22 protein-coding genes and 1 pseudogene are annotated in these 22,575 nt (G+C 62.5%); 16 read left to right on the forward strand and 7 right to left on the reverse strand.

Features of this window, described 5'->3' with window-relative positions; genetic code table 11:
* The first annotated feature begins 100 nt into the window (after positions 1–100).
* A complete protein-coding gene (locus tag QA637_RS12920; protein ID WP_153441781.1) occupies positions 101–793 on the forward strand; it encodes a GntR family transcriptional regulator in 693 nt (230 codons plus the stop codon).
* Positions 794–921: 128 nt separating this feature from the next.
* On the opposite strand, the pseudogene QA637_RS12925 reads toward QA637_RS12920, so the two are convergent.
* Together QA637_RS12925 and QA637_RS12930 are read right to left on the reverse strand one after the other, a co-directional pair.
* Positions 922–1,571 (reverse strand): annotated as a pseudogene (locus QA637_RS12925) (HD domain-containing protein).
* A gap of 104 nt (positions 1,572–1,675) precedes the next feature.
* Positions 1,676–2,317 carry an HD domain-containing protein gene (locus tag QA637_RS12930; protein WP_153441782.1) on the reverse strand — a complete coding sequence of 214 codons (642 nt, stop codon included), beginning with the start codon at positions 2,315–2,317 and terminating at the stop codon, positions 1,676–1,678.
* Positions 2,318–2,527: 210 nt separating this feature from the next.
* Here QA637_RS12930 and QA637_RS12935 point away from each other — a divergent pair, with 210 nt between their 5' ends.
* The gene (locus QA637_RS12935; protein ID WP_283061654.1) at positions 2,528–3,502 is read left to right on the forward strand and encodes a GlxA family transcriptional regulator; all 975 of its coding nucleotides are present in this window, start codon (positions 2,528–2,530) and stop codon (positions 3,500–3,502) included.
* 72 nt (positions 3,503–3,574) lie between these two features.
* Here the strand turns inward: QA637_RS12935 and QA637_RS12940 are convergent, their stop codons facing one another.
* Positions 3,575–3,817, reverse strand: coding sequence for a hypothetical protein (locus tag QA637_RS12940; RefSeq protein WP_153441784.1), 243 nt, complete (start codon positions 3,815–3,817; stop codon positions 3,575–3,577).
* 187 nt (positions 3,818–4,004) lie between these two features.
* Between QA637_RS12940 and QA637_RS12945 the strand changes: the two genes are divergently transcribed.
* The 12 genes from QA637_RS12945 to QA637_RS13000 all read left to right on the forward strand — a co-directional run bounded on the left by QA637_RS12945 (position 4,005) and on the right by QA637_RS13000 (position 15,353).
* Positions 4,005–4,721 (forward strand): FadR/GntR family transcriptional regulator, encoded by a 717-nt coding sequence (locus QA637_RS12945; protein WP_153441785.1) that lies wholly within the window; start codon positions 4,005–4,007, stop codon positions 4,719–4,721.
* Entirely contained in the window at positions 4,718–5,884 is a 1,167-nt protein-coding gene (locus tag QA637_RS12950) for a PLP-dependent transferase (protein ID WP_153441786.1), read from the forward strand. The genes QA637_RS12945 and QA637_RS12950 overlap by 4 nt, the downstream gene beginning before the upstream one ends.
* A 50-nt stretch (positions 5,885–5,934) precedes the next feature.
* On the forward strand, positions 5,935–7,197 hold the full coding sequence (locus QA637_RS12955; protein ID WP_283061656.1) for an ABC transporter substrate-binding protein: 1,263 nt from the start codon (positions 5,935–5,937) through the stop codon (positions 7,195–7,197).
* A gap of 104 nt (positions 7,198–7,301) precedes the next feature.
* The gene (locus QA637_RS12960; RefSeq protein ID WP_153441788.1) at positions 7,302–8,237 is read left to right on the forward strand and encodes a carbohydrate ABC transporter permease; all 936 of its coding nucleotides are present in this window, start codon (positions 7,302–7,304) and stop codon (positions 8,235–8,237) included.
* A 5-nt stretch (positions 8,238–8,242) separates the two neighbouring features.
* Positions 8,243–9,076, forward strand: a complete 834-nt coding sequence (locus QA637_RS12965; protein ID WP_153441789.1) for a carbohydrate ABC transporter permease — start codon at positions 8,243–8,245, stop codon at positions 9,074–9,076.
* Between the two features lie 6 nt (positions 9,077–9,082).
* Positions 9,083–10,150: an ABC transporter ATP-binding protein gene (locus QA637_RS12970; protein WP_153441790.1), complete on the forward strand. Its 1,068-nt coding sequence runs from the start codon at positions 9,083–9,085 to the stop codon at positions 10,148–10,150.
* A 231-nt stretch (positions 10,151–10,381) separates the two neighbouring features.
* On the forward strand, positions 10,382–10,768 hold the full coding sequence (locus tag QA637_RS12975; protein ID WP_153441791.1) for a c-type cytochrome: 387 nt from the start codon (positions 10,382–10,384) through the stop codon (positions 10,766–10,768).
* Positions 10,769–10,911: 143 nt separating this feature from the next.
* Positions 10,912–11,754: a cytochrome c oxidase subunit II gene (locus QA637_RS12980; RefSeq protein ID WP_153441792.1), complete on the forward strand. Its 843-nt coding sequence runs from the start codon at positions 10,912–10,914 to the stop codon at positions 11,752–11,754.
* A gap of 34 nt (positions 11,755–11,788) precedes the next feature.
* Positions 11,789–13,570 carry a cytochrome c oxidase subunit I gene (gene ctaD, locus QA637_RS12985; protein ID WP_153441793.1) on the forward strand — a complete coding sequence of 594 codons (1,782 nt, stop codon included), beginning with the start codon at positions 11,789–11,791 and terminating at the stop codon, positions 13,568–13,570.
* Positions 13,567–14,265, forward strand: a complete 699-nt coding sequence (locus QA637_RS12990) for a cytochrome c oxidase subunit 3 (protein ID WP_153441794.1) — start codon at positions 13,567–13,569, stop codon at positions 14,263–14,265. Before ctaD ends, QA637_RS12990 begins: the two co-directional genes overlap by 4 nt.
* A 10-nt stretch (positions 14,266–14,275) precedes the next feature.
* Positions 14,276–14,998, forward strand: a complete 723-nt coding sequence (locus QA637_RS12995) for a heme-copper oxidase subunit III family protein (RefSeq protein WP_153441795.1) — start codon at positions 14,276–14,278, stop codon at positions 14,996–14,998.
* 10 nt (positions 14,999–15,008) lie between these two features.
* Positions 15,009–15,353 carry a cytochrome C oxidase subunit IV family protein gene (locus QA637_RS13000; RefSeq protein ID WP_153441796.1) on the forward strand — a complete coding sequence of 115 codons (345 nt, stop codon included), beginning with the start codon at positions 15,009–15,011 and terminating at the stop codon, positions 15,351–15,353.
* A 40-nt stretch (positions 15,354–15,393) separates the two neighbouring features.
* Here QA637_RS13000 and QA637_RS13005 read toward each other — a convergent pair whose 3' ends face one another.
* From QA637_RS13005 to QA637_RS13015, 3 genes are all read right to left on the reverse strand, one after another.
* A complete protein-coding gene (locus QA637_RS13005; RefSeq protein ID WP_283061662.1) occupies positions 15,394–16,401 on the reverse strand; it encodes a serine hydrolase domain-containing protein in 1,008 nt (335 codons plus the stop codon).
* 343 nt (positions 16,402–16,744) lie between these two features.
* Positions 16,745–17,689, reverse strand: coding sequence for a glutathione synthase (gene gshB, locus QA637_RS13010; RefSeq protein ID WP_153441797.1), 945 nt, complete (start codon positions 17,687–17,689; stop codon positions 16,745–16,747).
* A 241-nt stretch (positions 17,690–17,930) separates the two neighbouring features.
* On the reverse strand, positions 17,931–18,380 hold the full coding sequence (locus QA637_RS13015) for an SRPBCC family protein (protein ID WP_153441798.1): 450 nt from the start codon (positions 18,378–18,380) through the stop codon (positions 17,931–17,933).
* Between the two features lie 250 nt (positions 18,381–18,630).
* On the opposite strand from QA637_RS13015, the gene QA637_RS13020 reads away from it, so the two are divergent.
* Together QA637_RS13020 and QA637_RS13025 are read left to right on the forward strand one after the other, a co-directional pair.
* Entirely contained in the window at positions 18,631–19,689 is a 1,059-nt protein-coding gene (locus QA637_RS13020) for an adenylate/guanylate cyclase domain-containing protein (RefSeq protein WP_153441799.1), read from the forward strand.
* 119 nt (positions 19,690–19,808) lie between these two features.
* Positions 19,809–20,831 carry an LLM class flavin-dependent oxidoreductase gene (locus QA637_RS13025; RefSeq protein WP_153441800.1) on the forward strand — a complete coding sequence of 341 codons (1,023 nt, stop codon included), beginning with the start codon at positions 19,809–19,811 and terminating at the stop codon, positions 20,829–20,831.
* 66 nt (positions 20,832–20,897) lie between these two features.
* On the opposite strand, the gene QA637_RS13030 is transcribed toward QA637_RS13025, so the two are convergent.
* A complete protein-coding gene (locus tag QA637_RS13030; protein WP_153441801.1) occupies positions 20,898–22,529 on the reverse strand; it encodes an FGGY-family carbohydrate kinase in 1,632 nt (543 codons plus the stop codon).
* Positions 22,530–22,575 lie beyond the last annotated feature (46 nt).

Consider the following 22,575-nt stretch of genomic DNA (forward strand, 5'->3'; position numbering starts at 1 on the left):
TGATCACATTTTTAGAAAATTGACATAGTTCACGATTTGAAGTCAAGCTTGACCGGTGCTATCAGCCGCGCGAACCGACGTGGCAGGAGGAATCGCAATCTTGAAAGCCCTTGTTTTGCCGGCGTTGGAACGGCCGGAAGGCATGACCACGCACGATTACGCCTTTGCGCGCCTCAGGCAGGCAATCATGGTCGGCGCTTTCCGTCCGGGAACATCGGTTACGATCCGTGGACTGGCCGAAGCGTTGGAGAGCAGCCCGACGCCGGTGCGCGAAGCGCTGCGACAGCTGACCTCGATCGGCGCCCTGCACTTCCTCGAAAACCGGCGCATCGTCGTGCCGCGTATCACGCCGGCACGGTTCGAGGAGCTGATTTCGCTACGGATCGTGCTTGAAAGCCACGCCGCGCGCAGGGCTGTCGCCCACCTTTCAGACCGGCAGATTGACCGTATCGTCGCGACCGACGACGCCATCGAGGCCGCGATCCTCGCTGGCCAGAAGGCGGCGGCGCTGATCGCCAACCAGCAATTCCACCGGCAGATCTACATGGCCAATCCCGACCAGATCGCCATGCCGCTGATCGAAAGCGTGTGGCTGCAGCTCGGACCCATTCTCGGCATCGCCATGGAACATGTCGCCGAACTCTACGTCGTCGATCGTCATCGCGAGGCAATCGATGCGTTGAGGCGCCGCGACGAGGACGCCGTCGCCGAGGCCATTGCCGCCGATATCCGCGAGGGGATCGGCGGCTTTGACCAGCAGGCGATCGCCAAGCTGCTCGCGCTTGCCGCCTAGGGAATTGTAGTCAGGCGGATCACCTGACGTCACACGGGTCCCCCTCTAGAGCATCCCGCTTTCAAGTAGAATCACTGAAAGCGAATAAGATGCTCTGGAATCAAAGTGCTAGAGCGTCCTTTGGGCGTTCATTTGAACGCACGGCGCTCTAGTGACTCCCAATGGGAGTGCAAGATCAGGCAACAGAAATTGGTGCGCCGGAACGAAGGATCCTTGAATGCGAGGACGTCATCGTTGAACGTGCCGAAGGTGCTTTGCGGTCGGTGCTTCATGCCCTCGTAGAAGGCATCGATGATCCCGTTTTTGAAGTCGGCGCCTCGAGGATAGGCGGATACCACGGATTGTCGCTCGCTTTCGCTGAAACCGTCAAAGCCGCGCCCGACGACATCCATTCCAGCCCCGGATTGGACGAGAAATATCTCCGGGTGCATGTGCTCGGGGATCCCGGGAGTCGTGTGAAGTGCAATTGCATTCCAGACATCGGATTCGGAAATGCCGTGTGCCTGCAGGAAGTCACGAGCGGCGGTGGCGCCGTCCACTTCGAAGCGAAGCTGACTTTCACGATATGCGGTCGTCAACCCGATGTCGTGAAACATCGCGGCCACGTAGAGCAGTTCGGGATCGAACCAGAGGTCCTTCTTTTCCCGGCCAAGGCGCCCCAGAAGAAGACGCGGGTCGAGTGGAGGAACAAGAGTTCGCTCTCGGTATCGCGCACGAATTCCGTAGCCTCGCGCGCCAGCCTGCTGTCGGGGATTTCCACTCCAGAAATCTTGCTCATGACGATGCGCCCTTCGGTGCAGCTTGATCATTCAGATGCCGGGCGCTTCGATGTCATGGGGAATGCGCCCGGCAGACAGGAAGAAGAAGGCGATCAACGCGCAATCAAGCCGGCCATGCGGAGCCGAGAATGATCGAGCAGAAGTTGATACGCTTGAAATTCGGGTCCTTCAGTGCCAGCACGTCAGCCTTGACGTTTCCAAAGGTCGTCTCCGGCTTCTTTTTGATGCCTTCAGCGAAGTGGTCGATGATGTTCTCTTTGAAATTCGCCTCACGTGGATGGCAGGCGCAAACTTCATGCCGATGTTCGTGCGAGAAAGCATGATAGTTGATCCCAAGGACATCCATTTCGACACCGGCGGTGACTAGCGCGATCGTCGGACGCATGTGCTCGGGTATGCCGGGGGTGGTGTGAAGCGCGATGGCGGTCCAGACGTCCTCGATATCGCGTTCGGCAACGCCGTAGCTCTTCATGAAATCCCGAGCCGCATTCGCGCCGTCGACCTCGAAGCGCAAATTCGGGCTGGAGTAGCGTTCCGTCAGCCCCATGTCGTGAAACATGGCGCCGAGGTAGAGCAGCTCGGCGTCGTAGTCGAGGCCCCGACGCTCGCCGGTTAGCGCGGCCCAAAAGAACACCCGGCGACTATGGTTGTAGAGAAGGTCGTCCTCTGTGTCGCGGACGAGTTGGGTGGCAGCACGAGCAATCGCGCTGTCGGGAACACGGACACCGGCAACAATCTCCGTCATCGCTTACACCTCTCAAGACAGAGCTCCGCCGTGGCGTGAACCGACACGCAAGATGAGCTCTCGTTGCAATTATTCGGATCGAGCCATAAGTATTTTGGCCTCAGCCGATCCTCACCGGTTGTAACCGCCCGAGGGTCGAGGCCGCAACTCGACGCACTCGGCGGATCAGGACAAGCACACGCCGAATCTCGCCAGCACGATCGCGCAAACATGGTCGTTACAAAGGTTGCAATCGTTATTCACGAAGGCGTCCAGGCTCTCGACGTCGCCGGCCCGATCGACGTGTTCGCCGAGGCTAACGCCTATATCGCGCCGGAAAATCGCTATGAGACGGTTGTGGTTGCGGCTGATCGCAATCCGCTGCGGGCGTCGAACAACATGTTGATGATGGCCGATCTGGCATTCGAGGACGCGTCGGGTGGTTTTGAGATCCTGCTCGTCACCGGCGGCCCGGCCCTGGTCCATGGAGAGCCCGATCAACGCCTGATCGGATGGTTGGCATTGGCTCCATCTCGCGCCAGCACCTACGGGTCGATCTGTACCGGAGCCTTTGCCTTGGGGCATGCCGGATTGCTCGATGGGCGGCGCGTTACCACGCATTGGCAAAATGCCGGGAAGCTCGCGGCCACGTTTCCTGCCGCACAGGTTGATCCCGATGCCATCTATATGCGCGACGGCCGCCTTGTCACATCGGCCGGTGTGACGGCAGGAATCGACCTGGCGCTGGCGCTGGTCGGGGAACGGCACGGAGCGGAGATTGCCCTGCTCGTTGCCAAGCGACTGGTCGTCGTTGCTCAACGTCAGGGGGGACAATCCCAGTTCAGTCCCTATCTCACCGCGCCGAATGATCCGGCCTCGCCGGCGGCAAGAATCCAGGACCATGTGATGGCGAATATCCGGGACCGCCACACGCTCGCCTCTCTTGCCGCCCAGGTCGGAATGAGCGCACGCAACTTCGCCCGGCATTTTGTGCAGGTAACCGGGATGACGCCTCATGAGTTCGTCGAGCGCGCCCGCATCGACGCAGCCCGCAATCTCCTCGAAGGGAGCGACCGCCAATTGAAGACCATAGCGTATGACTGCGGTTTCGGGAGCACCGACAGGATGCGGATTGTCTTCAGTGAGCGCCTCGGCGTGACCCCGGCTCAGTATCGTTCGAGCTTCCGACGCTCAGAAGCCACCTGAGCGCCGCCGGTCTTTTCAGACGGTGCACGTAGCCGCTGTCCAACACCGCGGCACACGTCTGGACGATATGCATCAATACTTCCTGCTCTTCCGCGGCGGCTGCCTGTCGCCGGCGGCATTGCTTTCCGCCGCAGCAAGGGCAGCCGCGCGATCGCGGCCGGTGATCCAGAAGAAGAGGTAACCCGGCCAGGGTTTGCGCTGGACGCCGGTGTAATATTCGCCCTTCCCTGTCCGCATCTGCGCATTCGCCTCGTGCACCAGCGGACCGGAAGCGATCGCGGCTACGGCAAGGCCAATGCAGGCAAAATATCTCATCTGACAGCTCCTCGAACCATATCGCGCCGGTTCAGACGAGCCGTCAAGCCCGTGTGCGCCAAGGCGCCACGCCGTTCCGCCCCGATCTGTTGGCATGCCGCGCGGCACGCAGTTGCGGCTTGACCGCGCCTGACATGAGCCGCATATTGCTCGGATGTCAGACCAATTCTGGTCTCGGAGAGCCCGCATGCCGCAGCAGGACAAAGCGATGCTCCTGCCCCTGCCCCCCGTCGACCGGGTGCAGCAGGTGATCTCCGCGCTTGCCGACTACATTCAACGCTCGGGCCTGAAGCCGGGCGATCGGCTACCGGCCGAGCGTGAGTTGATGGCGGCGCTCGCCGTCGGGCGCTCCACGGTCCGTGAGGTTCTCAGCCATTTCCAGGCACTCGGCGTCGTCGAGGCGCGAAAAGGCAGCGGCACCTACCTGCTGCGCGCCATTTCCGGCGCGACGATTCACATGCCGCTGGCGCTCGACACAGAGCACCTGCGCGACGCACTGCTGCAGACGCTCGAAGTCCGGCGCGGCATCGAAGTCGAGGCCGGCATGGTAGCCGCGCGCCGCCGCACGGATGCGGATCTCATCAACATCGAGACAAAGCTTGACGAGATGGAGCGCGTGCATCTCGCCAAGGGCACGTCCGGTCCGGAAGACCTGGCCTTCCATCTCGCGATCTACGACGCCACCCACAACCCGCTCTTCCGCCAGCTTCTCGAGCAGATGCGCGAGGCCTTCGAGCGCTTCTGGGAGAAGCCCTTCGACCGGCCGGATTTTGCGCGGCGCTCCTTTCCGTTCCACCGTATGCTCTTCAACGCGATCGCGGCGCAGGACTCCGACGCAGCGCGCCTGGAAACACTGAAAATCCTCGCCATCGTCGAGGAAGACATCAAGGAAATGTCTAAATGAACAACGGCTTCGATCCGTTCGACGCAGCGTCCCTCATCGTCGCACATGACGAAGGCAATGCCTTCGACGCCGTCGTGCCGCCGATCGTCCAGACGTCGCTTTTCACCTTCAAGGACTATGACGAAATGGTCGCCTCCTACCGGGGCGAGCGGGTTCGGCCGATCTACACCCGGGGCCTCAACCCGACCGTCAGGATGTTCGAGGAGATGCTGGCGAAGCTCGAGGGGGCCGAGGACGCCCTCGGATTCGCGAGCGGCATGTCGGCGATCTCGTCGACCGTTCTTTCCTTCGTCGAGCCGGGCGATCGCATCGTCGCGGTCAAGCATGTCTATCCCGACGCCTTCCGCCTGTTCGGCACGCACCTGAAGCGCATGCGCGTCGAAGTGACCTATGTCGACGGACGCGACGAGGAGGCGGTGGCAAAGGCGCTGCCCGGCGCCAAACTCTTCTACATGGAAAGCCCTACGAGCTGGGTGATGGACACCCACGACATTGCCGCCCTTGCGGCGCTCGCCAAAGCCGAGGGCATTGTCACCGCCATCGACAACAGCTGGGCAAGCCCGGTTTTCCAGCAGCCGATTTCGCTCGGCGTCGATCTCGTCATCCACTCGGCTTCGAAATATCTCGGCGGCCACAGCGATGTCGTCGCCGGCGTCGTTGCCGGCTCGAAGGATTTGATCGGCCGCATCCGCTCCGAAGCCTATCCCTACCTCGGCGGCAAGCTTTCACCGTTCGATGCCTGGCTCCTGATCCGCGGGCTGCGCACGCTGCCGATCCGGATGAAGGCGCACGAACGCTCGGCTCTCGCCGTCGCTCAGCGCCTGCAGAGCCACCCGCTGGTCGAAACGGTTTGCCATCCCGGCCTCGGCAATCACCTGCCGCCGGGTCTTTCCGGCACGTCCGGCCTGTTCTCGTTCATCTTCCGCGAGGGCGTCGATGTGCGCCGTTTCGCCGATCACCTCGAACTCTTCAAGCTCGGCGTTTCCTGGGGCGGCCACGAAAGCCTTATCGTGCCGGGCGAAGTCGTTCTGGCGCAGAAAGCCCAGCCCAATTCCGCGGCCGCCTTCGGCATTTCTCCGCGGTCGGTACGGCTCCATGTCGGCCTGGAGGGAACGGAGGCCCTCTGGAGCGATCTCGAAGCGGCGATCGCCGCCGCTTCATGAAGGCTGACGACACAGCAGCACCCGAACACCTAAGAAAAGGGGAACTGAAAATGAGGAAACTGATCACCGCAACCCTGCTCGCCACTCTGATGGCCGGCAGCGCGCTTGCAGACACGAAGCTGAAGCTCGTCGAGGTCATCACCAGCCCCGAGCGCACCGAGACGCTAAAGTCGATCGTCGCCAAGTTCGAGGCCGCAAACCCCGGCACCACCGTCGAGATCATTTCGCTGCCCTGGGGTGAAGCCTTCCAGAAATTCGCGACCATGGTCTCGGCCGGCGAAGTGCCGGATGTCATGGAAATGCCTGACACCTGGCTCTCGCTTTACGCCAATAACGGCATGCTCGAAAGCCTCGAACCCTATCTCGAAAAGTGGGAGCATACTTCCGGTCTCACGGAACGGGCGCTCGAACTCGGCCGCGACGTCAACGACACCGCCTACATGCTGCCCTACGGCTTCTATCTCCGGGCGATGTTCTACAACAAGAAGCTGCTTTCCGAGGCGGGCGTCGCCGAACCGCCGAAGACGATGGACGACTTCGTCAAGGCATCCGAGGCAGTCTCCAAGCTGCCCGGCAAATCCGGCTACTGCCTGCGCGGCGGCCCGGGCGGCCTCAACGGCTGGGTGATGTTCGGCGCGACCATGGCCGGCGACAACAAGTTCTTCAACGAAGACGGCACCTCGACGATGAACAGCGAGGGCTGGGTGAAGGGCCTGACCTGGGTCATCGACCTCTACAAGAAGGGCCTTGCGCCGAAGGACAGCGTCAACTGGGGTTTCAACGAAATCGTCGCCGGCTTCTACAGCGGCACCTGCGCCTTCCTCGACCAGGACCCGGATGCTCTGATCGCGATTGCCCAGCGCATGAAGCCGGATGATTTCGGCGTCACCACAATGCCGAAGGGCCCAAGCGGCAAGGCGTTCACCACGATCGGCTTTGCCGGCTGGTCGATGCTTTCCGCAAGCCAGAACAAGGATCTGTCCTGGAAGCTGATCGAAACGCTCGAGGGCCCGGAAGGTAACATCGAGTGGAACAAGCGTACCGGCGCGCTGCCGGTTCACAAGTCGGCCGAGAAGGACCCCTTCTACGCGAGCCCGCAGTTCAAGGGCTGGTTCGATGAACTCGCCGACAAGGATGTCGTGCTGACGGTCATGCCGACCTACCTCGAAGAGTTCGCCTTCTTCAAGGATTCGCTGGCGATCAAGACGACCCAGGAAGCGCTGCTCGGCGACATCACGCCGGAAGAGCTCGCCAATCAGTGGGCGGACTACCTGACCAAGGCGCAGCAGAAATACCTGGCGAACAAGAAGTAAGACGCAGATACGCGGCGGCGGGTTTCATCCTGCCGCCGCCCAACAAAAATGACAAGAAACAAGGCATGCCCGGAATAGGCGGCCATGAAGGGGAATATTGACCGATGGCCTATGCCGCACGCCATGACGGCCTGCACGCAATTCGTCCGCCGCTGATGAAGCGTATCGCCGACGCCTCCGCGCCCTATCTTTATAGCGCGCCGGCACTGATCCTGATCGTCGCGGTCATGCTCGTGCCGCTGGTCCTCGGCGTGTCCTATGCCTTCCGTGATATCCAGCTGCTCAACCCGTTCTCCGGCGCCTTTGTCGGTCTCGATCACTTCAGGGCACTGTCTGAGGACCAGGCGTTTTTCCGCGCGCTCAGGAACACGCTCTGGTGGACCGGCGCTTCCGTATTGCTGCAGTTCACCTTCGGCCTCATCCTAGCGCTCCTGCTCGACAAGCCTTTCAGCGGCCGTGCGATTGCCCAGGCGCTCGTCTTCCTGCCCTGGGCCGTGCCGAGTTTCCTCGCCGGTCTCAACTGGGCCTGGCTGTTCAATCCGGTCGTCGGTCCATTGCCGCATTGGCTCTACGGGCTCGGCCTCATGAGCCAGCCGGCCAATATCCTGTCCGATCCGCAGCTCGCTATGTGGGGGCCGATCGTCGCCAATATCTGGTGGGGCATCCCCTTCTTCGCGATCACCTTGCTTGCCGCGCTGCAGGCGATCCCGCGCGATCTTTACGAGGCCGCCAGCATCGACGGGGCGGGACCGGTCCAGCGCTTCCTTTCGATCACCCTTCCGTTCCTCGCCCCGACGATCGCGATCACCATTCTCCTGCGCACCGTCTGGATCTCGAATTTCGCCGACCTCATCATCGTCATGACCAATGGCGGTCCGGCCGACCGGACGCAGATCGTCGCGAGCTACATCTTCACCCAGGCGTTCAAGCGGCTCGATTTCGGCTATGCCTCGGCGATCGCGCTCGTGCTCCTGGCGCTGCTCCTCGCCTATTCGCTGCTGATCGTCATCCTCAGACAGTGGCTCTTGAGCAAGGATTGAGACCGATGCGCCCCAAATCTGCCTTCCTCACCATTGCGCATCGCCTGGCGATCCTCGCATATATCGCCTTTGCGCTCTTCCCTCTGTTCTGGCTGCTCAAGGTTGCGGTCACGCCGAACGATCTGCTCTACACCGAGGGTGTCCGGCTCTGGCCGTCGCGGGCGAGTTTCGAGCATTTCGACTTCGTGCTCAGGCACAGCGCCTTCCCGGTCTTCTTCCGCAACAGCCTGATCGTCTCGGGCTCGACCGCGGTGATCGTGACGATCCTTTCCTCACTCTCGGGCTACGCGCTCTCGCGCTTCCGCTTCCGCGGCAAGTACTGGCTGGTGACCCTGATGCTGCTTACCCAGATGTTCCCGCTGGTGATGCTGGTCGCGCCGATCTTCAAGATCCTCTCGCCGATGGGGCTCACCAACAGCCTCACCGGCCTCGTCATCGTCTACACCGCGTTCAACGTCCCCTTCGCCACCTTCCTGATGCAGTCCTTCTTCGACGGCATTCCGAAGGATCTGGAAGAAGCGGCGATGATCGACGGCGCCACGCAGTTCGTCGCCTTCCGCCAGATCATCCTGCCGCTGACGCTGCCCGGCATCGCCGCGACGCTCGGCTTCGTCTTCACCGCAGCCTGGAGCGAACTGCTGTTCTCGCTGATGCTGATCTCCGGCAACGAACAGGCGACCTTCCCTGTCGGCCTCTTGTCCTTCGTGTCGAAGTTCTCGGTCGATTTCGGGCAGATGATGGCGGCCGGCGTGCTCGCGTTGATCCCGGCCTGCCTCTTCTTCCTGCTCATTCAACGCTATCTCGTCCAGGGCCTCACGGCCGGCGCGGTCAAAGGCTGATTACCCATGGCTTCCATCGATATCGCCAACATCCAGAAGTCCTACGGCATCCATCCGGTGCTGCACGACGTGGACCTCAAGATCCGCGACGGCGAGTTCGTCGTGCTCGTCGGGCCGTCGGGCTGCGGCAAGTCCACCCTTCTGCGTATGATTGCGGGGCTCGAAAGCGTGACTGCCGGCGAAATCCGCATCGCCGGCAAGCGCGTCAACGAGCTCGCGCCGAAGGACCGCGACATCGCCATGGTGTTCCAGTCCTATGCGCTTTATCCGCACATGTCGGTCGAGAAGAACATGAGCTACAGCCTTCGGCTGCGCAAGACCGCCAGGGACAGGATCACCACCGTCGTTTCCGGTGCCGCCGCTAAGCTTGGCCTTGAGCCACTGCTGGAGCGCCGCCCGCGCGCGCTCTCCGGCGGCCAGCGCCAGCGCGTCGCCATGGGGCGGGCGATCGTCCGCCAGCCGAAGGCCTTTCTCTTCGACGAACCGCTTTCCAACCTCGATGCGCGCCTTCGCGAGCAGATGCGCGCCGAAATCAAGAAACTGCACAAGGATCTCGGCGCCACGTCGATCTACGTGACGCACGACCAGATCGAAGCGATGACGCTGGCGGACCGCATCGTCGCGATGAACGGCGGCGTCGTCCAGCAGGTGGGAAGCCCGCTCGAGCTCTACGACCGTCCCGCCAACCTCTTCGTGGCGGGTTTCATCGGCTCTCCCGGCATGAATTTCTTCAAGGGCACCTATCGTGCCGGCGACAGGTCGAATTTCGAGACGGAAGGAGGTGTCAGCATTCCGCTCGACGCGTCGCCGTCGATCCCGGATAATGCTCCGGCGACACTCGGCATCCGTCCGGAACACGTCGTCCTTGCGGGTCACGGGCCGGACAGCCTGCTCGCGACCGTGGATCTCGTCGAGCCGACCGGATTCGGCATCATCCTGCATTTGTCGCTCGGCCGGACGAGCTTCAAGGCCTTCACCAACGACCGGTCCTTCCTGACAGCCTCCGGCACCGTCCCTGTCCGCTTTCCCACGCACTACCTGCATTTCTTCGACACAGAGGGCAATCGCATCTGATCCGGCTGCGCCGCAGAAAGCGGCAGGACTGCACAAAGGCTAGGCGCTGGGCAGCGCTGGACACGCCCCGACATGGCAATTGACTTCTGCCAAGTGGGCCTTAGTTTTGTTCTTGTCGCAGTTATCAACCCGCCTTCGGCGCGCCACCAGCGAGAGAAGCAAACACCGCCAATACAACGATTTGACGAGCGTCTTCCTTGCCCCCGCGCCCGGCGAAATTGAGGAAGTGTCATGCGAATTCCTGTTGTTGTCCTTTCCTTTTCGGCACTCGTGCTCTGTCCCCTGACGGCCCTCGCCCAAGAGGGCGACGCCGAGGCTGGCGCAACCGTCTTCAAGAAATGCCAGACCTGTCACGTCGTCGACAAGGACACCAACAAGGTTGGTCCATCGCTCAATCACGTCCTTGGCAGGACGGCCGGCACACATCCCAATTTCCGCTACTCGCCGGCTATGGTCGAGGCGGGCAAGGGAGGCCTCAAGTGGGACGAGGCGACGCTGCGCGAATACCTCCACGATCCGAAGGCAAAGGTGAAAGGAACCAAAATGGCCTTTCCCGGTCTGAAGGACGACACTGACATTTCCAATCTGCTCGCCTACCTCAAACAATATTCGCAATAAGCAATACCAAAGCGCGAAGGGGACCCGGACGACAACCCTTTCGGGCGATTTGCGACTATTTTCCGTTCGTGCAATAATCGCGATCGGAACTCTACGGATTGCGTATTCATGCCCACAGCCGATTGCGGTAGGAGGGACAAGAAATGGCCGTGGTGGTGATTCTGGTTTTGTTGGCCGCCGGATCAGTGTTGTTCCATTTGTTGAGTCCCTGGTGGTGGACACCAATCGCCTCCAACTGGAATTACATAGACAATACTCTCATCATAACTTTCTGGATCACCGGCTTCGTCTTCGTCGCGGTTGTCCTGTTCACGGCTTATTGCGTTTTCCGGTTCCGCTATCGGCCCGGAAACCAGGCCGCCTATGAACCCGAAAACAAGCGCCTAGAAAGCTGGCTCGCCGTAAGCACGACGGTTGGCGTCATCGCCATGCTGGCACCGGGTCTTTTCGTCTGGAACCAGTTCATCACTGTTCCGGCGGCGGCAACGGAAGTCGAAGTCGTCGGCCAGCAATGGCTGTGGAGTTTCCGGCTGCCGGGCAAGGACGGAAAGCTCGGAACGTCGGAAACCCGTGACGTCGCGCCCGAGAACACGCTCGGCCTTAACCGCAATGACGCAGCGACCCTCGACGACTTGATCATCGAAGGTGGCGAGTTGCACGTGCCGGTCGGAAAACCCGTCAAGGTTCTCCTGCGTTCGGTCGATGTCCTGCATGATTTCTACGTGCCCGAGTTCCGCGCCAAGATGGATATGGTGCCCGGCATGGTGACGTATTTCTGGTTCACGCCGACGCGGACAGGCACGTTCGAGATTCTCTGTGCCGAACTCTGCGGCGTCGGCCATCCGCAGATGCGCGGCACGGTGGTGGTCGATACGGAGGCCGATTACCAGACGTGGCTCGCCGAGCAACAGACCTTTTCGCAATTGACGGCGTCGTCCGACGATAGCCCGAGGGCGGTCACGGCCGACGCCTCGTCGGCGCAATAGCGGCGCCAGGGTAAACACAGGAACTGGGAGGAACATGATGGTCGACGTCCGGTCCGGTATTGGCGAGGCCATCCCGCCCGCCGAAGTCGAGGATGTTGAACTTTATCATCCGCACAGCTGGTGGACCCGATACGTTTTCAGCCAGGACGCGAAAGTCATCGCCATCCAATACGCAACGACGGCGATCGCCATCGGCATGGTCGCGCTTGTGCTCTCCTGGCTGATGCGTCTGCAACTCGGCTTCCCCGGTGCCTTCGCGTGGATCGATGCCGATCGCTACTACCAGTTCATCACCATGCACGGGATGATCATGGTGATCTATCTGCTGACAGCGCTCTTCCTCGGCGGCTTCGGCAACTACCTGATCCCGCTGATGGTCGGCGCCCGCGACATGGTCTTCCCCTACGCGAACATGCTGAGCTATTGGATCTACCTGCTCGCGGTGCTGGTGCTGGTCGCCAGCTTCTTCGCTCCCGGCGGGCCGACCGGGGCCGGCTGGACCCTTTATCCGCCCCAGGCGATTCTGACCAATACGCCCGGCGGAAAGGATTGGGGCATCATCCTGATGCTCTCTTCTCTGATCATCTTCATCATCGGCTTCACGATGGGCGGCCTCAACTACGTCGTCACTGTGCTGCAAGGCCGCGCCCGTGGCATGACGCTGATGCGCATGCCGCTGACGGTCTGGGGCATCGTCACCGCCACGGTCATGGCCCTGCTCGCCTTCCCGGCACTGTTCGTCGCCTGCGTCATGATGCTTTTTGACCGGCTGCTCGGCACCAGCTTCTTCATGCCGGCGATCGCCGAGATGGGCGAGCAACTGCAATATGGCGGAGGCAGTCCGATCCTGTTCCAGCATCTCTTCTGGTTCTTCGGCCATCCGGAGGTCTACATCGTCGCCCTGCCGGCCTTTGGCATCGTTTCCGACCTCATCAGCACCCATGCGCGCAAGAACATCTTCGGCTATCGCATGATGGTTTGGGCGATCGTCATCATCGGCGCGCTGTCCATGGTCGTCTGGGCGCATCACATGTATGTCAGCGGCATGAACCCCTATTTCGGCTTCTTCTTTGCCACTACAACGCTGATCATCGCCGTGCCGACGGCAATCAAGGTCTACAACTGGGTGCTGACGCTTTGGCGGGGCAACATCCACCTGACCTTGCCGATGCTCTTCGCGCTTGCCTTCATCGTCACCTTCGTCAACGGCGGACTGACCGGGCTGTTCCTCGGCAATGTCGTCGTGGACGTGCCGCTTTCCGACACCATGTTCGTCGTCGCGCATTTCCACATGGTCATGGGCGTCGCGCCGATTCTGGTCATCTTCGGGGCGATCTATCACTGGTATCCCAAGATCACCGGGCGCATGCTTAACGAGGCGCTCGGCCAGGTGCATTTCTGGATCACGTTCCTCGGCTCCTACGCGATCTTTTTCCCGATGCACTATGTCGGCCTCGTCGGCGTTCCGCGCCGCTATTACGAAATCGGCGAAACGGCATTCGTGCCGGAATCGGTGCACAGCCTCAACGCCTTCATCACCATCGCGGCGTTCATCGTGGGCGCAGCCCAGATTGTCTTTCTCTTCAATCTCGTCTGGAGCCTGCGCCACGGGAGGGAGGCCGGTGGCAATCCCTGGCGCGCGACAACCCTCGAATGGCAAACGCCTGAAACACCACCTCCGCATGGCAACTGGGGCAAGGAACTGCCGGTCGTCTATCGCTGGGCCTACGACTACAGCGTCCCCGGCGCGCCGGAGGATTTCATCCCCCAGAACCAGCCTGGGCCGGGACGCGTGAGCCACGAGGCCGCCTCATGACGGTCGTGCTGGTCTTCCTGGCGGTCATCGCCGCCATCATCGCGTGGTGGCTGGCACAACAGCGATTGGCCTCCAAACCATGGCTGGAAGTGGGGCATACGCACGACCATCGGAGTGGCGAGCCGGTTCCGCCCGCCAAAATCGGCCTCGCTGTCTTTCTCGCCGTGGTCGGCGCGCTCTTCACGCTTTTCATCAGCGCCTATTTCATGCGCATGGCTTCTTCCGACTGGTCGCCGCTGCCGCTGCCGCGCTTTCTCTGGGCCAACACCGGCATTCTTGCCTTGAGCAGCATCACCCTGCACTGGGCAAAGCTCGAAGCCGAGCGGCGGAACGAGGAAGCGGCCCGGACCAGCCTGCTCGTTGCGCTCGCCGCCGGCCTCGCCTTCCTCGTCGGACAGCTTTTCGCCTGGCGCGCGCTTGCTTCCGCCGGGTATTTTCTGACCAGCAGCCCCGCCAACAGCTTTTTCTACATGCTCACCGGCATGCACGGCCTGCATATCATCGGCGGGCTCGCGGTCCTCGGACGCGTCATCCTGCGCACGTGGGATGCGCCGATCGACCGCCGGAGACGCCTCTCCATCGGGCTCTGCGCCACCTACTGGCATTTCATGCTGGCCGTCTGGCTGGTCCTCTTCGCCCTCTTTTCCGGTTGGGCCAATGACGTTGTCGATCTCTGCCGTCAATTGCTGACATAGGAACGCTGACATGTCCGCTCCACTCAAACCGTCCTCCTTGGAAACGCTCCCCCGCCCATCCGGTCTCGCTGGCTTGGCGGCCGACTGGGCTTCGGACCAGCGGGCATTCAAGAATGTCTCCTGGGGAAAGGCCATGATGTGGATCTTTCTCCTCAGCGACACCTTCATCTTCGGCTGCTTCCTCATCGCCTACATGTCGGCGCGCATGGCGACCACCGTGCCCTGGCCGAACCCGAGCGAGGTCTTTGCACTCGAGATCGGCGGCGTCGAGGTGCCGCTGATCCTGATCGCCATCATGACCTTCGTCCTGATCTCCAGCAGCGGCACCATGGCGATGGCCGTCAACTACGGCTATCGCCGCGACCGCCGCAAGACCGCCGCGCTGATGCTCATCACCGCGCTGTTCGGCGCCACCTTCGTCGGCATGCAGGCCTTCGAATGGTCGAAACTCATTGCAGAGGGAGTGCGGCCTTGGGGCAATCCCTGGGGAGCCGCACAGTTCGGCTCGACCTTCTTCATGATCACCGGCTTTCACGGCACCCACGTCACGATCGGCGTGATTTTCCTGCTGATCATCGCCCGCAAGGTCTGGCGCGGCGACTTCGACACGGAGCGGCGCGGCTTTTTCACAAGCCGCAAGGGACACTACGAGATCGTCGAGATCACCGGGCTCTACTGGCACTTCGTCGATCTGGTCTGGGTCTTCATCTTTGCATTCTTCTATCTTTGGTGAGGAGGGCATCATGGCTCCGGTAGAGGCGCATGCCGCGCAGCAGCAGCACCACCCGATCAAGCTCTACCTTCTGGTCTGGGGCCTGCTCTTCGTCCTCAGCACCTTTTCCTATCTGGTCGACTATGTCGGCCTTCAGGGTTATCTGCGCTGGTCGCTGATCCTGATTTTCATGGTGCTCAAGGCCGGCCTCATCGTCGCGGTATTCATGCACATGGCCTGGGAGCGCCTCGCACTGATCTACGCGATTTTGCTGCCTCCCCTGCTCGTCCTGGTTTTCGTCGGGATGATGGTGTCGGAATCGACCTACGTGCTCTTGACGCGGCTCCTGTTCTTCGGCGCCGCGCCCGGAACGTGATGGCGCGCGCACGGCGTTCGCGACCGTGGGCATGCCACGCTCAGGATGCTCGCACCGTCTTTACGATTTCGGCCATGACACCATGCAGCGCGTCGCGATAGCCGTTGCGCGCCGAAGGACCGCTTTCCTCCGAGGTCATCACGACGGTCAGTTGCAGCGACGGCACGATATAGAGCATCTGGCCGCCATAGCCCCAGGCAAAATGGACATCCTCGCCGCCGATCTGCCGAGCGAACCAGCCATAGCCATAGGCGTCGCCCGAGAAGCGCGAATTGGTACGCGCCTGCCATGAAAGCTCGATCCAATCTTCGGGAATGATCTGACGGCCTTCGGCGGTCCTGCCGCCATTGCGGTAGAGCTCCCCGAAGGCAAGCAGCGAGCGGGCACTCATCGCCATCTGGTTGCCGCCGAGATAAATGCCCTGCGGATCGCGTTCCCAGGCGCCGATCCTAAAACCGTCGACCGGACCGAGCCACTCGCGCGCGAGTGCCAGGGTCGACTTGCCGCTGACCTTTGTGAGAATTGCCGAAAGCAGATGGGTAGAGGCCGTGGAATAGAGCATCTGCCCTCCAGGCTCGTCGTCGAAAGGCTGGGCGAGTGCGAAACGGACCCAATTGCTGCTCGAAACCCAGCGCCCGTAGTTGGGTCCCGACATCCGGCCCAGTCCCGCCTGCATCGAAAGCAGGTGGCCGATCGTGATATCGTTGATCCGAGGGTCTGGCGAAGCCGGCAGGTCGCTTTTCAGGATGGGCGCGATTTTCTGGTCCGGGCCTTCGAGCAGGCCCTTATCGATCGCAATGCCGACAAGCGCCGAAACGATGGACTTCGACGCCGACTTGATGTTGGTCGAATCCTCGGGCGTGTGGCCGCGATAGCCGCGTTCCGCGACCACCTCACCGTTGCGGGCAATGATGACAGCCTTGAGCGAAGTCAGGTCCTGGCGGCCCCCAAGACCCTCGAGCAGCGAAGGCACGGAAGGGACCTCCTGCGCGATCGCAAACGGCAGGAACGCGAAGAACGACAGAAGAGCGGCAATCAACTTGACCATCCGCATCACCTAATGCATGTCGCCTAAAACTGTGCAGCGGTTTTGGACAACGACATGCCTAAAAGCAATGACCTAAAGCGCGTCGCATAAGTCCGATCGAACGTGACGCGCTTTAGAGCAATTCGAGGAAAGTAACGGTTCTCCGTCCGGAATTGCGTCATTTCAAATCAGTTAGACCATCTCATGTTTCAATGGTCTAACGTGGATGCTCGACGAAATCATTACGCCGGCGTCGGAACTCACGTCGATGTGAAACCAGTTTATTGTGAAGCCCCGCTACAGCGCCGCGCGTTTTGCCCGGACACTGTGACACCCTTGCACGTGAACTGTGGCGGGAAGACCATCACCCCGCCCGCTTTGCCTCCAGCACGTCCCACACCTTCGCTGCCACGTCCGGTCCACCAAGCTTCCTCACGGCGCGAATACCGGTCGGAGCCGTGACGTTTATTTCGGTGAGCTTGTCATCGATGACGTCGATGCCGACCAGAATGAGCCCCTTCTCACGCAGAGACGGACCCAATCGCTCGCAAATTTCCCGCTCCTTCTTCGTCAGGTCCGCGACGGTCGGCGCCCCGCCGCGCACCATATTGGAGCGCAGGTCACCCGCGGCAGGCACACGGTTGACCGCGCCCGCGAACTCGCCGTCAACGAGAAGAATGCGCTTGTCGCCATGCTTCACGTTCGGCAGGAACTGCTGAATAACCCAAGGCTCGCGGAAGGTCGTGGCAAAGATATCGTAAAGCGAACCGTAGTTGAGATCGTCCTTGGTCAGCCGCACCACCGCTGCGCCGCCATGGCCGAACAGCGGCTTCATGACGATGTCGCCATATTCCGCGCGGAACAGGTCAATTTCCGCCTTGTCGCGCGTAATAAGCGTCGGCGGCATAAGATCCGAGAACTCGGTGACGAAGAGCTTCTCCGGCGCGTTGCGCACCTCAGCCGGATCATTGACCACGAGCGTCTTGGGATGGATCTTTTCCAGGATATGCGTCGCCGCGATGTAGGACAGGTCGAATGGCGGATCCTGACGCATGAGCACCACGTCGACATCGGCCAGGTTCGCACGTTGTTTCTCGCCGAGCACGAAATGGTTGCCTTTCTCGTCACGCACTTCGACCGGTTCCATCGCACAAAAGACGCTGTCGCCAATCATCGCCAGGCGGTCGGGCGTATAGTGATAAAGCTCGTGTCCGCGCGCCTGCGCCTCCAGCATCAAGGCAAAGGCACTATCGCCTGCGATGTTGATTGAGGAAATATGGTCCATCTGGACCGCAACTTTGAGTGCCATGGAGTGTCTCTCGGACCGCCGCCAAAACGTGGATGGGCCAGCTGGCGGGCTCGCCGGCCTCATTGAGGAGACATGCATCCAGGCTGGCATTGCCAACGCCATTGCGCATGTCGGTGACGTGGCCATCTTGAAGCACGACTTCGACCTACGTGCAACGGTCGCGAACGCCCGTGGCGCTTGCTGCTGCCTACCGGGCCTGTAGGCGGGCGTTTCGGTCGGCTTTGGAAGTGCATTCGGTTTGTCAGCCGGTACGGCCGTGCCAGGGGTCCGGTCCCGGATCGCGCCCGGCCGCAACCTCGGCCAGCCGATCGAGGTAATGGGTCCAGCCCTCCTCATGGCCTGCGCACTGCTCGGCATTGGGCAGGCCGCTGTGGGTGAGCCTGAGCAGCGTTCCGTCCGGCTGTTCGATGAGGTCTATCTCGACAAGACTCGACGCCGGCGGCACGATGTCGCTATCGTCCCAGCCGAAGCTGTATACCAGGCGATGGACCGGCACGACCTCGCGGAAGGCGCCGCGGGCGAAACGCGCCCCGGTGACGTTGACGAGGTAGAGCCCGCCGGGCTCCGGCTCGACATCCGCCTCCGTCCCCATCCAGCGCAGGATCTTCTCAGGATCGGTCAGCAGGGCGAACACCGCGGCGGGCGGCGCTGAAATATGTGTTTCGCGGCGAACGACGAGGGCCTCTGGCATCGGTCTCCCCCAGTGATTGCGATGTGCTGCCCGACTGCGATCAAACGGAGAAACGTCGGGTCAGGCCCCGATGATAGCCTGACCCGGCCGGCCACGCCACCGCTTATGGTGTTACGTGTTTCTTCAGGCACACAGCAGTCGCAACAGCGCATTGAATTTGCTGGATGTTTTTTCACCGGATCGGCCCCGATGCAAGCAACGGCTATGCGGGCGGATGACAGGTGAGCGAGCATGACGCTATGATCGCTACATGGATCTGCCCGCTCCCCTTGCCTGGCTGGTCGACGAGGCCGGCGCGTCGCCCGGCCCGGATCGCTTTCTGGCCGAGCTCGGCCGCCGCCTGCTGGCCGACGGTCTTCCGTTGACCGGCGGTGCCCTGACGCTGGCAGTACCGCACCCGATCGTCGCCCGCCGCACCTGGCTGTGGCGGGCGGAGACCGGGACGGTGATCGAAGCCCTGGCTTTTGCCGGCAGCCCATCCAACCAGGCGGGCCGCGACTGGCTTGCCGGGCTGGGGCCGGTGGAGGAGGACACGGTTGGCCCGACGCCGGAGAGACTGCTGCTGGGCTGGGCCGGCAGCCGGACGTTCGATCCTGCTGAGACGTCCCAACTGCGTCAGGCCGCACGCTTTGCCGCCGCGCCCCTGGCCGCCTTGGCCGAGCGGGCGGCACTTGCAACGCTGCTCGAGGCCTATCTCGGCCGGCGCAGCGCCGCCCGCGTGCAGGCGGGCGCGCTCAGCCGGGGCACCGGAGAGACCATCCGTGCCGTGCTGCTCTGTACTGACCTCCGCAACTTCACCGCCCTGTCCGAGGCGACCGAGCCAGGGGCGATGATCGCTACCCTCGACGCCTGGTTCGACCGCGTCGCCGGAGCAATACATGCGTTCGGGGGCGAAGTGCTGAAGTTCATGGGCGATGGCCTGCTGGCGATCTTCCCGGTTTCCCGGACGCCGGCAGAGGCCTGCGGAGCGGCATTGCGCGCGGTCGTCGCCGCCCGCGCCGGCATGGCCCATCTCGATACCACGCGCGAGGCGCAAGGGCTGCCGCCGCTGCCCTTCGGCGTGGCGCTGCATGTCGGCGAGATATTGTGGGGCAATATCGGCGCGGCCGACCGGCTGGACTTCACCGCCATCGGCCCAGCGGTAAACCTGGTCAGCCGGCTGGAAGGGCTATGCCGGCCGCTTGGCCGGTCTGTGCTGATCTCGGGCACGGTCGCCGCCGAGATCACAACGCCGCTGGTGCCGCTCGGCGAACACGCGCTGCGCGGCATCGCGGCGCCCTGTTCCGTATTCACCCTGCCGGATGCTTGAGCGGTCGGGTAGTGCACGTGCCCGGATCGCCGCTCAGTGCGACAACGCATGGTATGCCTATATCCCCGGCCGGATTTGTGCCATGAAGCACAGGCTGCAACGTCACAGGCTACACCATCATGAAGAAGATCGGCTTTCTCTCGTTCGGGCATTGGTCGCCCTCGCCGCACTCGCAAACGCAATCGGCGTCCGACGCGCTGCTGCAGTCCATCGACCTCGCCGTCGCTGCAGAGGAACTCGGCGCGGACGGGGCGTATTTCCGCGTGCATCACTTTGCGCGCCAACTCGGCTCGCCCTTCCCCCTGCTATCGGCCGTCGGCGCGAAGACCAGCCGCATCGAGATCGGCACAGCGGTCATCGACATGCGGTACGAGAACCCGATGTACATGGCCGAGGACGCGGGCGCGGCCGACATCATCGCCGGCGGGCGCCTGCAGCTCGGCATCAGCCGCGGATCGCCCGAGCAGGTGATCGATGGATGGCGCTACTTCGGCTACCAGCCAGCCGAGGGCAGTACCGACGCCGACATGGCGCGGCGCCATGCGGAGGTCCTGCTCGATGTGCTGCGCGGCGAAGGCTTTGCTCAGCCCAACCCGCGACCGATGTTTCCCAATCCTCCCGGCTTGCTGCGTATCGAGCCGCACGCCGAGGGGCTGCGGGAGCGGATCTGGTGGGGCGCCAGCTCCAACGCCACTGCGGTTTGGGCTGCGAAGCTGGGCATGAATCTGCAGAGTTCCACGCTCAAGGACGACGAGACGGGACTTCCCTTCCACGTGCAGCAGGCCGATCAGATCCGCGCATTCCGCGAGGCATGGGAGGCGGCAGGCCACGAGCGCGAGCCACGGGTGTCGGTCAGCCGCAGCATCTTCGCCCTGGTGGACGACCGCGACCGCGCCTACTTCGGACGAGGCGGCCAGGATGAAGACAAGATCGGCTTTATCGACGAGAAGACCCGGGCAATTTTCGGTCGCAGCTACGCCGCCGAGCCGGACGTCCTCATTGCGCAGCTGGCGAAGGACGAGGCGATCGCGGAGGCCGACACGCTGCTCCTGACCGTCCCCAACCAGCTTGGCGTCGAGTACAACGCGCATGTCATCGAGGCGATCCTGACGCATGTCGCTCCCGCTCTTGGGTGGCGCTAAGGCGCCACCCCGGAAGCTGAAGCTACGACCTCCGTTCGTTTCACCCGCAGCGGGCTTGAGACGAGCCTAACGGATCTCCCGCGCCAACGACTGAAGCTTCTTGAAGGCCTCGTATCTCAGCGCATGACGCGCTGCGGTTTCACCACCGGCGGGCGCGTAGGTGCGATCCGTGCCGGAAAGCCTTGCCATCGCCGAGCGAACGTCCGCGAATTCGCCAGCCGCCACGCTTCCGAGGATGGCAGCGCCGAGAAGCACAGGTTCCTCCGAGCGCGTCGCCAGAACGGGCTTTCCCGTCGCGTCCGCAAGCAACTGGCGGACGAGATCAAGCTGACCGGCGCCGCCGCTGATGACGATCTTGTCGATCAGAGCACCGGATGACGCCTGCGTATCGATGATCTGCCGCAGGCCGTAGCCGATGCCGCATAGTCCGGCCACGTAGAGCGACACGAGACTGTCCAGATCTTTCTCCATCCCTAGCCCCGCGACGACCGCGCGGGCATGCGGGTCGGCAAACGGCGCGCGGTTACCGAGGAATTCCGGAACGACGTGGATTCCGCCTGCCAGCTCGATCGACTCAGAGAGCGTCTGGACCTTCTGCGCGGCGAGTTCCGCCAGCAGGACCGGCAGCGAGAGGCCGCGGCGTCCTGCGAGTTCCAGGGCCTCGCCGGCCGCGGGGTGGAAGGACAGAAGCTGCTCGATCGCAGCGCCCGCCGCGGACTGCCCGCCCTCGTTCAGCCACATGCCGGGTACCATCGCCGAGTAATAAGGTCCCCACACGCCCGGCACGAAAACCGGCTCTGCTGTGGAAGTCATCGTGCAGGAGGAGGTTCCGAAGACATAGGCGAGATTGCTCTCCGGAGGGCCGTCAACCCCGACCGTGCCGATGCCGCCGGCGTGGGCATCGATCATGCCGGCTCCGATCGGCGTGCCCGGTGCAAGGCCAAGTTCCTCGGCGGCCCTCTCCGTCAGCCCGTTTCCAACCGGCGTACCCGGCTCCACGACACGCTGGCCTATGCGCACGAAGTCTTCATCCGCGAGCTGACCGAGTCCGATCGCGCGGAAATAGTCCGGATCCCAGCGCTTCTCGTGTGCGAGATAAGTCCATTTGCAGGTCACGGTGCAGGTGGAACGGGCAAGATCGCCCGTTGCCCGCCAGGTCAGGAAGTCCGCAAGGTCGAAGAATTGCCAGGCGGCGTCGAAGACCTGCGGACGATTTTCGCGCAGCCAGAGGAGCTTCGGCGTCTCCATCTCCGGCGATATGCGTCCGCCGACATAGCGCAGCACATCGTGGCCCTTGGCATTGATGCGCTCCGCCTGGTCGACGGCGCGGTGGTCCATCCAGACGATGATATCTCGCTGAGGATCCTCCGACGGTCCCACCGGAAGCGACCGCCCGTCCTCGCCAAGGACGACAAGCGAGCAGGTCGCGTCGAAGCCTATGCTCGCGACTTTTGCAGGATCAACGCCTGCTGCGGAGACCGCCTCGCGCACTGCCGCGCAGACCGCGGACCAGATTTCCGTGCTCGACTGCTCGACGATGGAACCGGCCTCACGAAAGAGCGTGATATCGCGCTTGCCCGATGCCAGCAGCCGGCCGGCGAGGTCGAAAAGGCCGGCTCTGGCGCTTCCGGTGCCGACATCAACGCCGATGAGATATCGTTCGCCGCCCGCAGGGCGTGCGTGAGAAGTGTTGGTCATGGTCTACCGCCTGCAAATCAGGAACGTGGATCGGCGGGAGGGCTGG

The sequence above is a fragment of the Sinorhizobium terangae genome (genome assembly GCF_029714365.1).
In the GTDB taxonomy this organism is placed as follows: domain Bacteria; phylum Pseudomonadota; class Alphaproteobacteria; order Rhizobiales; family Rhizobiaceae; genus Sinorhizobium; species Sinorhizobium terangae.

Bases quoted from the DNA above. Each gene is read 5' to 3' on its own strand.
- QA637_RS12965 (WP_153441789.1), top strand. From the start codon at position 8,243: ATGCGCCCCAAATCTGCCTTCCTCACCATTGCGCATCGCCTGGCGATC.
- ctaD (WP_153441793.1), top strand. From the start codon at position 11,789: ATGATGGTCGACGTCCGGTCCGGTATTGGCGAGGCCATCCCGCCCGCC.
- QA637_RS12960 (WP_153441788.1), top strand. From the start codon at position 7,302: ATGGCCTATGCCGCACGCCATGACGGCCTGCACGCAATTCGTCCGCCG.
- QA637_RS12940 (WP_153441784.1), bottom strand. From the start codon at position 3,817: ATGAGATATTTTGCCTGCATTGGCCTTGCCGTAGCCGCGATCGCTTCC.
- QA637_RS13015 (WP_153441798.1), bottom strand. From the start codon at position 18,380: ATGCCAGAGGCCCTCGTCGTTCGCCGCGAAACACATATTTCAGCGCCG.
- QA637_RS12935 (WP_283061654.1), top strand. From the start codon at position 2,528: ATGGTCGTTACAAAGGTTGCAATCGTTATTCACGAAGGCGTCCAGGCT.
- QA637_RS12930 (WP_153441782.1), bottom strand. From the start codon at position 2,317: ATGACGGAGATTGTTGCCGGTGTCCGTGTTCCCGACAGCGCGATTGCT.
- QA637_RS12995 (WP_153441795.1), top strand. From the start codon at position 14,276: ATGTCCGCTCCACTCAAACCGTCCTCCTTGGAAACGCTCCCCCGCCCA.
- QA637_RS12955 (WP_283061656.1), top strand. From the start codon at position 5,935: ATGAGGAAACTGATCACCGCAACCCTGCTCGCCACTCTGATGGCCGGC.
- QA637_RS12990 (WP_153441794.1), top strand. From the start codon at position 13,567: ATGACGGTCGTGCTGGTCTTCCTGGCGGTCATCGCCGCCATCATCGCG.
- QA637_RS12945 (WP_153441785.1), top strand. From the start codon at position 4,005: ATGCCGCAGCAGGACAAAGCGATGCTCCTGCCCCTGCCCCCCGTCGAC.
- QA637_RS12970 (WP_153441790.1), top strand. From the start codon at position 9,083: ATGGCTTCCATCGATATCGCCAACATCCAGAAGTCCTACGGCATCCAT.
- QA637_RS13000 (WP_153441796.1), top strand. From the start codon at position 15,009: ATGGCTCCGGTAGAGGCGCATGCCGCGCAGCAGCAGCACCACCCGATC.
- QA637_RS13005 (WP_283061662.1), bottom strand. From the start codon at position 16,401: ATGGTCAAGTTGATTGCCGCTCTTCTGTCGTTCTTCGCGTTCCTGCCG.
- QA637_RS13030 (WP_153441801.1), bottom strand. From the start codon at position 22,529: ATGACCAACACTTCTCACGCACGCCCTGCGGGCGGCGAACGATATCTC.
- QA637_RS13025 (WP_153441800.1), top strand. From the start codon at position 19,809: ATGAAGAAGATCGGCTTTCTCTCGTTCGGGCATTGGTCGCCCTCGCCG.
- QA637_RS12950 (WP_153441786.1), top strand. From the start codon at position 4,718: ATGAACAACGGCTTCGATCCGTTCGACGCAGCGTCCCTCATCGTCGCA.
- QA637_RS12980 (WP_153441792.1), top strand. From the start codon at position 10,912: ATGGCCGTGGTGGTGATTCTGGTTTTGTTGGCCGCCGGATCAGTGTTG.
- QA637_RS12975 (WP_153441791.1), top strand. From the start codon at position 10,382: ATGCGAATTCCTGTTGTTGTCCTTTCCTTTTCGGCACTCGTGCTCTGT.
- QA637_RS13020 (WP_153441799.1), top strand. From the start codon at position 18,631: ATGGATCTGCCCGCTCCCCTTGCCTGGCTGGTCGACGAGGCCGGCGCG.
- gshB (WP_153441797.1), bottom strand. From the start codon at position 17,689: ATGGCACTCAAAGTTGCGGTCCAGATGGACCATATTTCCTCAATCAAC.